We start from the raw sequence: 8,214 nt of genomic DNA, 5'->3' as shown, positions 1-8,214 counted from the left end.
GAGTTCGCCCCACCCACCACGGTCACCGGTTCGGTACGGCACGCGCGGGCTTCCAGTTCGGTTGCCGCGTAATAGATTCCCGCGCCTTCGAAGTCGGCCCAGCGCTCCAGCGGAAGTGCGTTGTACTGGACTCCGGTGGCGATCAGCACGGCGCGGGACTCGACGGTGGTGCCGTCGCTGAGCATGACGGAAAGGTGCTGTCCACCGGTGTCGAGGTCGACAACCCGACAGGGGCTGGACAGCTGGGCACCGAATTTCATCGCCTGCAGGGCCGCGCGTTGGGTTAACTCCCCGCCGCTGAGTCCCGAGGGGAAACCGAGATAGTTCTCGATCCGGGAACTGGCTGCGGCCTGTCCGCCGATGCCGACCGCATCGAGGACGACGGTGGCCAGCCCCTCCGATGCGCCGTAGACGGCGGCGGCCAGCCCGGCCGGGCCGGAGCCGATCACGATCAGGTCTGCGGGCGTGGTCGGGCTGTGGCGGTACGCCAGGCCGAGGGCCTGGGCCATCTGCCCGGTGGTGGCGCGGCGCAGCACCTTATGCGGGATGATCACCGCGGGCAGATCCGCGGCGCTGATCTGCGCGGATTGGGCCAGCCCCTGTCCTGCCGCACTGTCGGCGTCCAGCCACAGGTAGGCCAAGCGTTGACGGGCGGCGAAGGTACGCAGCGCCAGACTTTCGGCCGAAAACTCGCTGCCCACGATGGCGATGGCGCGGGCTGCGGGCCCCTCGCGTAACAGGTCGCGGCGGGCCAAAAACGTGCGCAACAAAATGTCGGAGAGGTCGGGTTCGGTGGCCATCAACCGACGAAACCGCCCCCGGGAGATCCGATGGATCCGGCCGGCCTCGCTCACACGCGCCGTCAGACAGGCCGTCTGGCCGGTCAGAAAATTCAGTTCACCTAGGAACCCCCCGGACCCGTATCGGGCGACCACCGACTCGGGTTCATCGCCGATGGCCGGGCTGAGGATCTCGGTCCACCCCGACTCCACCAGGATCAAGTCGTAATCGACGTCGCCCGGGCGAACAACAATGTCGCCCACCTCCACCGGCTGCGCCACTCCATAGGCCGTCATGCGATCGAACTGGTCCGCGCTAAGTTGCGGTACCGCCGTCCCAGACGCTAACGCTGGCGATGCTCCGGTCAGCTCCCGAGCTGGCTCAGTATTCATCCGCGAGTGAACCTCCTGGGTGCGCGGTGGTGAGGGCCGTTCAGTTTGCGTCGAGCGGTGGCCAACAGATGGGTATGCTCGGCCGGCCGCGCCCAGAGCGGCTCGAAGGCCAACAGATTCTCCGGCCACAGACCGAGCAATAGGGTGTGATTGTCGCGATGCTGGCTTTCGGCGAAGCGGCTGGACAGCCGTCGATGGTTCGGAACCGCGGCTGCATGCCGTTGAACCAGATGCTCAAGGTGTCACTCCATAGATGCTGGTCGTCGCGCACGATCGTCGACTACATCCCAGAGTGATTCGGTTATCCCGCGCTCGCATCGGCCTGTGTCCAGTGCGGGTGGTCAGTCCTGGCTTGGGCGGCCACCCGGACATCGGCTGGCGCCGCGTCGCTAGTGCGGCGCATGGTGCCCGGGTCGCTCGGTAAGACGCGGTCAAGTTGGCTGCGCGAGGTGATGTCGAGCTTGAGGAAGACCTTGCTCAGGTGGTATTTGACGGTGCGCGCACTGATGAACAGCCGGGCCCCGATTTCCGGGTTGGAGAGTCCGTCGCGAGCCAGCCTCGCGATCCGGGCCTCTTGGGCGGTCAGCTGCAGGCTGGTGTCGACGGTGCGTTTGCGGGCGGTCTCGCCGGTGGCCGCCAGCTCGCGGCGAGCCCGCTCGGCAAACGCCTCTATGCCCATCGCGTCCAACAGGTCGTGGGCGATGCGCAGCTGCGCGCGCGCGTCACTGCGGCGCCGCTTGCCTCGCAGCCATTCGCCGTAGAGCAGATGTCCGCGGGCCAGCTGCGCCCGGACGCGGGTGCGGCCCAGGTGCGTGATCGACTCGCGGTAGAAGCGCTCGGCGGACTCGCCCTCGCTGAGCAATGCACGGATACGGGCTTCGATTCCCAGCGCCCAATCGGTCGGTGTCACCGCCGTGCGTTCGGACAGCCACTCGAGTGCGGACGTGAGCATCGCGGTGTCACCGGTGCGAGACGCCGCCTCGGCCAGCTCGGGCACCACAAACGGCCCGGACCCCAGCTGATCGCGCTCGAACGCCTGCCACGCGGCATCGCGGGCGGCGCCGTAACGACCAACGCCGTTGTACAGAACCGCGCTTGCGTAGGTCGCGAAGTCGACTGTCCTGCCCAGACCGTGTTCGGTCGATTCCCGCAATGTGGCCTCGATCAGCTCAGACGCCGACGCCTCCCGGCCCGCCCACGCCGCGAGTGCCACCTGGGCATTCCCAAGCAGTGGATTCCCGGTCGCCTCAGCGATTACGCGATCTTCTTCGATCAGCTCCGCCGCCGTGGTCAACTCGCCTGCCAAGAGGTTGGTCCAGGCGAGAGTATTGAGCGCGAACTGTAAGCGTGCGATTGCGCCCGTATCGCGGGCGGACTGCACGACGCGAACGGCCAGGGCATGCGCCGATTCGGCGTCCCACAGCTCCAGGGCGGTAATGGCGCCGGCCCTTAAACTTGTGAGCCAGAGCCGCCGGTCATTGTTGGCGCCGCTGGGCGCCAGGGCCAGCTCAAGTGCTCGGGCAAGCGTTGGCGCGGCCGCTGTATATCCCGCGGTCAACCGCCGCGCGAACGCGTCGAGCAGGACATCCACCACCCGCGGCGGTTCGGGGCCGGGGGGCGCAACGCGCGCGGCCTCGGCGGCCTCCCGCACGCTAGCGGTGTTGTCCAAGTCGCCCGCCCACATAGCGCTCCCAAGCGCCTCCAGGTGCGTCTCACGCGCCAGGTCGGCGTCGAGCGGGTCAAGGCGTCTGGCCGCACTCAGAAGCAGTCGAGCGGCGTCGGAGCCGCGGCGCTGCATCAACGCGATCTGTCCACGCACATGCTCCACTTCGGCGGTCCGCGCGGCGTCAGGCGGGCCAGCCTCGACCGCGACCAGCAGCCCCAGTGCCGCATCGAGCGCGCCGACGTCGCGCTTGGTCCGGGCCGCGGCGAGCAGCCGCTCGGCTCGGTGCGTCGGTTCGGGCGTCAGCGTCGCCGCGCGTTCGAGGAACGCGGCCGCCGCGGCCAAACCGCCGCGGCCTTGGGCTCGAGCCGCTGAGCGTTCGAGTTCCTGGGCGACGTGCTCATCGGGCCCGGGCACGGCCTGCGCGCGATGCCAGGCGTGACGGTCGGGATCCCGCCCCGCATCGGCGACCTCCGCCAGGGCGCGGTGCACGTCGCGTCTGTCCTCAACAAGCGCCGAGCGGTAGGCCACCGAGCGCACCAATGGGTGACGAAACAGCACCCGCGTCCCGAACTCGAGCAGGCCGGCCTCGACCGCAGGGGTTGCTGCCTGGGTGCCGATCCCGAGCCGCTCAGCGGCCCGCCACACCAGCAGCGGATCACCGACCGGCTCGGCGGCGGCCACCAGCAACAGGCGGCGGGTCTCGGCGGGCAGGGCCTGCAGCCGCCGCCGGAAGCTCTCTTCGATGCGCCCCGACAATGGCGCCGCGCCGGGGAGTCCGAATCCGCCCGCCAGCTCCGCCGGCGTCAACCCCCGCGGCAACTCCAACAACGCCAACGGGTTCTCGCGCGTCTCGGCCACGATGCGGTCGCGCACCTGCACGTCCAGCGGCCCGGTGAGCACCGAGTCCAACAGGGCGCGCGCATCGCCCGCTGCCAGACCCTCTACGACCAGTTCCGGCATTCCCGCCAGCTCGTCGCTCGGCCTGCGCGCAGCGAACACCACACCCACCGATTCGGCATGCAAGCGCCGCGCCACGAACGCCAGAACCTGTGTTGAGGCGCGATCGAGCCACTGTTCATCATCGACCACACAGATCAGCGGGCGCTGCTCGGCAACCTCGGAGAGCAGGCCCAAAACCGCCAGGCCGACAAGGAAACGATCCGGCGCCGAACCCTCAGTGAGGCCCAACGCGACCCGCAGCGCATCACGCTGGGGAACCGGGAGCCGTGCAAGGTGATCGAGCATCGGCGCGCACAACTGATGCACCCCGGCGAACGCGAGCTCCATCTCCGATTGGACCCCGGCGGCGCGCGCCACCACGCACCCCGACGCGTGATCGACCAGGTAATCCAGCAGCGCCGTCTTACCCACGCCCGGCTCGCCACGCACCACAAGTGCCCGGCTCTCACCGGCGCGCACGGCGTCGATCAGCCGGTCGAGCAGCCCGCACTCGCTGTGCCGACCCCTGAGCTGCGCGACGCCTCGCGCGGAGAAAAGCTTGGCCATCTGAGCAGCACCGACGCTATCCCTCCCACCGACCACGCCCGGCGGTGAGCTCGCACGCGGCGATGGTGGCAAATGGAAACCCGAGACGTGTGAGCCTTCATTGTGGATTGTGGGAGGCGCGGACGGCGTATCAGTGGGCCTGGCGGTGGCGGGACGATGCATTTTGGCTTTCGACCGAACGGCTACCAGGCAGTCAGTTTGAATGCCCTACCTACTTCATCGGGTAACGTACTCCTGGTGAGTCCAGAAAGCAAACCTTCCCCACGAGTGTGCTCTATCGCGGATGCGCTCTCGATCGTTGGTGACCGCTATGCATTGCTGGTGGCCCGCGAGATCCGCTACGGACACACGCGCTTTCAAGACATCGCCACCAGCACGGGGGCGCCGCGCGACGTGCTCACAGCACGGCTGCGCAAACTCGAACAAGCGGGCGTGATCGAGCGACGGCAGTATTCGGAGCATCCGCCGCGCCACGAGTACCTGCTGACTGACGCCGGGCGAGACCTTCAACCCATCCTTGTCGCGCTCAAAGAATGGGGCGACCGATACGTCAACCCCGGCGCCGAGCCGGTCATCTTCCAGCACACCTGCGGCGCCGACTTTCACTCAGTTACCGTCTGCGCCGCGTGCAAGGAACCCCTCCGCGACGGCGAGCTCACCGTGACCGGCGGCACCCACCCCGTGGAAGCCACGATGTAGCTGGGCGCGGTCGGGCACGTGGTACCCGGGGTGGCTCTGGCACTCGCCTATGGGGAGCGAATTGGCCACCGACTCAGCACAATTCCCACTCACGATCGGCCTGCTGATGTATGAGGGCGATCCCGAGAGCATCGACCAGTTCATCGCCGCCATGCCCGCCGACGCCCGCCCCGGCATCAGGCAGCTGGTCGCAAAGACGTTCGCGGCCCACTCCCGGCTGGTCTACGGCACCGCCACCCCGCCGCGCAGCACCGACCTCTAACCAGGAGTCGACTTGACTGGATCTGTCCGCACCACCGTTACAGCGCCTGCCCACGGGGCAACGCGTCCGGTGACCGGATGCTTCTCGGCGCGACGGCCGTTCGATCACCATCTACACGACTGGCCACTCGGACTGTCCACCGGCAGATCCGATCGCCGGCCGAGGCGGACAACAGTGGGATGGGTCGTGAACATGCAACGCCGTTAGGTCGGCGGCGGCTCGTTCTGAGCCCAGGGAAAGGAATTTCGGCGTGACGGACGATCTCGTCGCCACCGCTACCGAGGCGGCCGGCGGTCAAAATCAGCGGAATACGCTGCGCGGCCTAACCATCGACCTTTCGGCGGGCCGGTATGGGCGATGAAAAGGGTGGCCGCCCAGTGCGGCATTCGACAGACCGTTACCGCCTACGGTGAAAGGACACAGTGCGATGACTGTGACGGCAGCCGATGACCTCCGCGCGGACACGCTCGGGGTGAACGTGTTTACCGCGCCGGGAAAGTCCGTGGTCGGCGAGCGGCCGAGGCCATTTGGTGAACCCCTCGGCTGGGACCCGATCACCTCGACGCTGATCTACGGTGAGTACGACGCCGTGCTCGTCGATACCCTCGCCACGGTGGCCGAGGCGGAGGCTCTTGCGGATTGGGTTGCGCTGCATCACCGCAACCTGACCACGATTTATATCACGCACGGGCACTTCGACCACTTCTTTGGTTTGAGCGTCCTGCTCGACCGCTTTCCCAGCGCTCACGCCATCGCCACGCCCAAGTCGGTGGAACTGATGCAGGAGCAGCTGACTCCGGCGTTCTTGGATGGGGTCTTTCGCCGACGCTGGCCTGGACAATTGGCCACCCAGATCGTCATGGCCGACCCCTATGAGGGCGACACCTTCACCCTGGAGGGTGATGAACTCCGCATCATCGAGCAGGGCAGGACCGATACCGTGCACACCACGTCACTGCACGTTCCGTCCATCGATCTGGTCGTCGGCGGCGATGTGCTCTACAACCAGTGCCACGTCTACGTCGGCGCAACCACGGCGGAGAGCCGGCAGAACTGGATCGCGGCCCTGGACCGCCTGGCGGCGCTCAGCCCGAAGATAGCGGTCGCCGGGCACAAGAAGACCGGTGCGCCGGACTTGCCGTCGGCGATCGACGACACCAAGTGCTACCTGCAGGACTTCGGCCGGCTGACGGAAACCGCGACATCCGACCGGGAGTTGTTCGACGAGATGACCCGGCTGTATCCCGATTGGGTGAGCAACCAGTCGTGGCTGATGTTCGGTTTACCCCTTCCGACGTCCTTGGAGGACTGATGTTGCGCACCGAAGTTTTGGGAACCTGGGAGTTGGCGTCCTACACGGCCCAACACAGTCACGGCGGACCGATCAGCTACCCGCTGGGTCCTGACGCGCGGGGCCTGATCATGTACACCGCCGACGGGTACATGTCCGCACAAATCATGCGCCCCGACCGGCCCGCCTACGACCGTCCCGAAACAGAGGGAGGCACCCCCGAACAGGCTGAGGCCGCCGCCGCCGGATACCTCGCCTACAGCGGCCCATTCACCGTCGACGAAGACACCGGCGTGCTACACCACCATCCCTGGGTGTCGCTGCTACCGAACTGGTTGAACCTGACCCAGCTACGGCACAGCAAGCTCGACGGAGACCACCTCACGCTATCCGCCATCACCGAGGCGCCCGAGGGTGTCGAAACCCTCAGCACGCTGGTGTGGAAAAGGGCACCCATAAACCACACTTTTGGAGCGTGGCGCGGCCAACGCTGAACCAGCACAACACCATCGGACGGAGAGCGCCCGTGCATGTCTTCGAGGTTCGCAACGCCGAGCTGATCGAATCGATCACCCAACAAGCCGCCGAACACGGCATCACCTATGCCGCCATCGTCGCCCTGATCGGCGCCGTCGACAGCTTCACGGTGTCTACCAACCCCGCCGGCGACCCCACCGCACACACCTACTCCAGCTACGCGCTGCCCGCCGAGATGACCGCCACCGGGGAGATCGTCGACGGCAAGCCCCACATCCACGCCGTGATGGCCGTCCAAGGAGACCGCGCCATCGGCGGCCACCTGCATACGGCGCACCTTGGCACCTCGTTCGCCCGCGCCTATGTGATTCCCTCCGAGCACCACGTCGCCGTGCCCGCCCACGAGCAGATCGTGTTCGAACAGTTTCCCGATGAAGACGCGCCTGTAGATCGGGGCCGGATCAACGACACCCGAGTCGGGCCCCCGTAACCGGCGGACAGCACACCTCCCGCGCCCCGGATCGGCTCGTAGGGCAACCGAATTTCTGGATAACTGAAAGTAAAAACCCCGAGAAGAAAGTTAGTGAATACCCATGTCAGCTCAAACGGCATTGACCAAATACGACGGAGTCCTCGTCACGATCCGCTCCAAGAAGTCATTCTTCGAGGTGACTCAGGCCATCGAGTCAAGCCTGCAGCGCTTCTCGGTCCCACGGATGATGGAATACGTGGGACATGCCGACCGTGACGGACTGGAGGCCTACGTCGCTGCGGTCTCAGCGCCGAGCAAGTTCTCCATCTTTTGGGAAATGGAGCAGGGCACCACGATGCGGCTGGCCGGAATCCCGATCGAGTCCAAGTTCTACTTGGTCGGCAACGCCGTCATCGCGCGGGGTTTGTTCGGCTACACCGCCGCCTCCGGTCTCGGAGCGCCGGTACGTATCTGCGTCTCCCAGCGCGACGGTGAAGAAACCCTCATAGACTTGGACCAGGTCAGCTCCTTCTTCTCCAAATTCCCGGAAAACTCGCCCTCAGAGGTTCCCCAGCTGCTCGATGACGAGAGATGATCAAGGTCTTCCAAGATGCCGCGGCCTAGCTCCGATGGACCCGTGTGAAGGACTTCGGGTTCAAACCCAAACAA

The 8,214-nt window shown here is 66.5% G+C and carries 8 protein-coding genes; 6 read left to right on the top strand and 2 right to left on the bottom strand.

The window, feature by feature from the left end:
* Both JWP83_RS24905 and JWP83_RS24900 read right to left on the bottom strand, forming a co-directional pair.
* Positions 1-1,076: FAD-dependent oxidoreductase (locus JWP83_RS24905; protein ID WP_297736423.1), on the bottom strand; the 1,076-nt coding region annotated here is incomplete at its 3' end.
* A gap of 397 nt (positions 1,077-1,473) precedes the next feature.
* A complete protein-coding gene (locus JWP83_RS24900) occupies positions 1,474-4,344 on the bottom strand; it encodes a LuxR family transcriptional regulator (protein ID WP_297736420.1) in 2,871 nt (956 codons plus the stop codon).
* Positions 4,345-4,581: 237 nt separating this feature from the next.
* On the opposite strand from JWP83_RS24900, the gene JWP83_RS24895 reads away from it, so the two are divergent.
* The 6 genes from JWP83_RS24895 to JWP83_RS24870 all read left to right on the top strand — a co-directional run bounded on the left by JWP83_RS24895 (position 4,582) and on the right by JWP83_RS24870 (position 8,140).
* Positions 4,582-5,043, top strand: a complete 462-nt coding sequence (locus tag JWP83_RS24895; protein ID WP_297736418.1) for a helix-turn-helix domain-containing protein — start codon at positions 4,582-4,584, stop codon at positions 5,041-5,043.
* Positions 5,044-5,104: 61 nt separating this feature from the next.
* Entirely contained in the window at positions 5,105-5,305 is a 201-nt protein-coding gene (locus tag JWP83_RS24890) for a hypothetical protein (RefSeq protein ID WP_297736415.1), read from the top strand.
* A 427-nt stretch (positions 5,306-5,732) separates the two neighbouring features.
* On the top strand, positions 5,733-6,617 hold the full coding sequence (locus JWP83_RS24885; protein ID WP_297736412.1) for an MBL fold metallo-hydrolase: 885 nt from the start codon (positions 5,733-5,735) through the stop codon (positions 6,615-6,617).
* Positions 6,617-7,090: a lipocalin-like domain-containing protein gene (locus JWP83_RS24880; RefSeq protein WP_297736409.1), complete on the top strand. Its 474-nt coding sequence runs from the start codon at positions 6,617-6,619 to the stop codon at positions 7,088-7,090. Before JWP83_RS24885 ends, JWP83_RS24880 begins: the two co-directional genes overlap by 1 nt.
* A 32-nt stretch (positions 7,091-7,122) precedes the next feature.
* Positions 7,123-7,563, top strand: coding sequence for a DUF296 domain-containing protein (locus tag JWP83_RS24875; RefSeq protein WP_297736406.1), 441 nt, complete (start codon positions 7,123-7,125; stop codon positions 7,561-7,563).
* Positions 7,564-7,666: 103 nt separating this feature from the next.
* Positions 7,667-8,140: a hypothetical protein gene (locus JWP83_RS24870; protein ID WP_297736402.1), complete on the top strand. Its 474-nt coding sequence runs from the start codon at positions 7,667-7,669 to the stop codon at positions 8,138-8,140.
* The last annotated feature ends 74 nt before the right edge of the window (positions 8,141-8,214 follow it).

Source organism: Mycobacterium sp., assembly GCF_025965855.1.
Classification (GTDB): domain Bacteria; phylum Actinomycetota; class Actinomycetes; order Mycobacteriales; family Mycobacteriaceae; genus Mycobacterium.
This window is presented reverse-complemented; position numbering and strand designations above follow the sequence as displayed.

What these genes read in the sequence shown, in the direction of transcription:
- JWP83_RS24900 (WP_297736420.1), bottom strand. Translation starts at nt 4,344, where the DNA reads ATGGCCAAGCTTTTCTCCGCGCGAGGCGTCGCGCAGCTCAGGGGTCGG.
- JWP83_RS24885 (WP_297736412.1), top strand. Translation starts at nt 5,733, where the DNA reads ATGACTGTGACGGCAGCCGATGACCTCCGCGCGGACACGCTCGGGGTG.
- JWP83_RS24880 (WP_297736409.1), top strand. Translation starts at nt 6,617, where the DNA reads ATGTTGCGCACCGAAGTTTTGGGAACCTGGGAGTTGGCGTCCTACACG.
- JWP83_RS24870 (WP_297736402.1), top strand. Translation starts at nt 7,667, where the DNA reads ATGTCAGCTCAAACGGCATTGACCAAATACGACGGAGTCCTCGTCACG.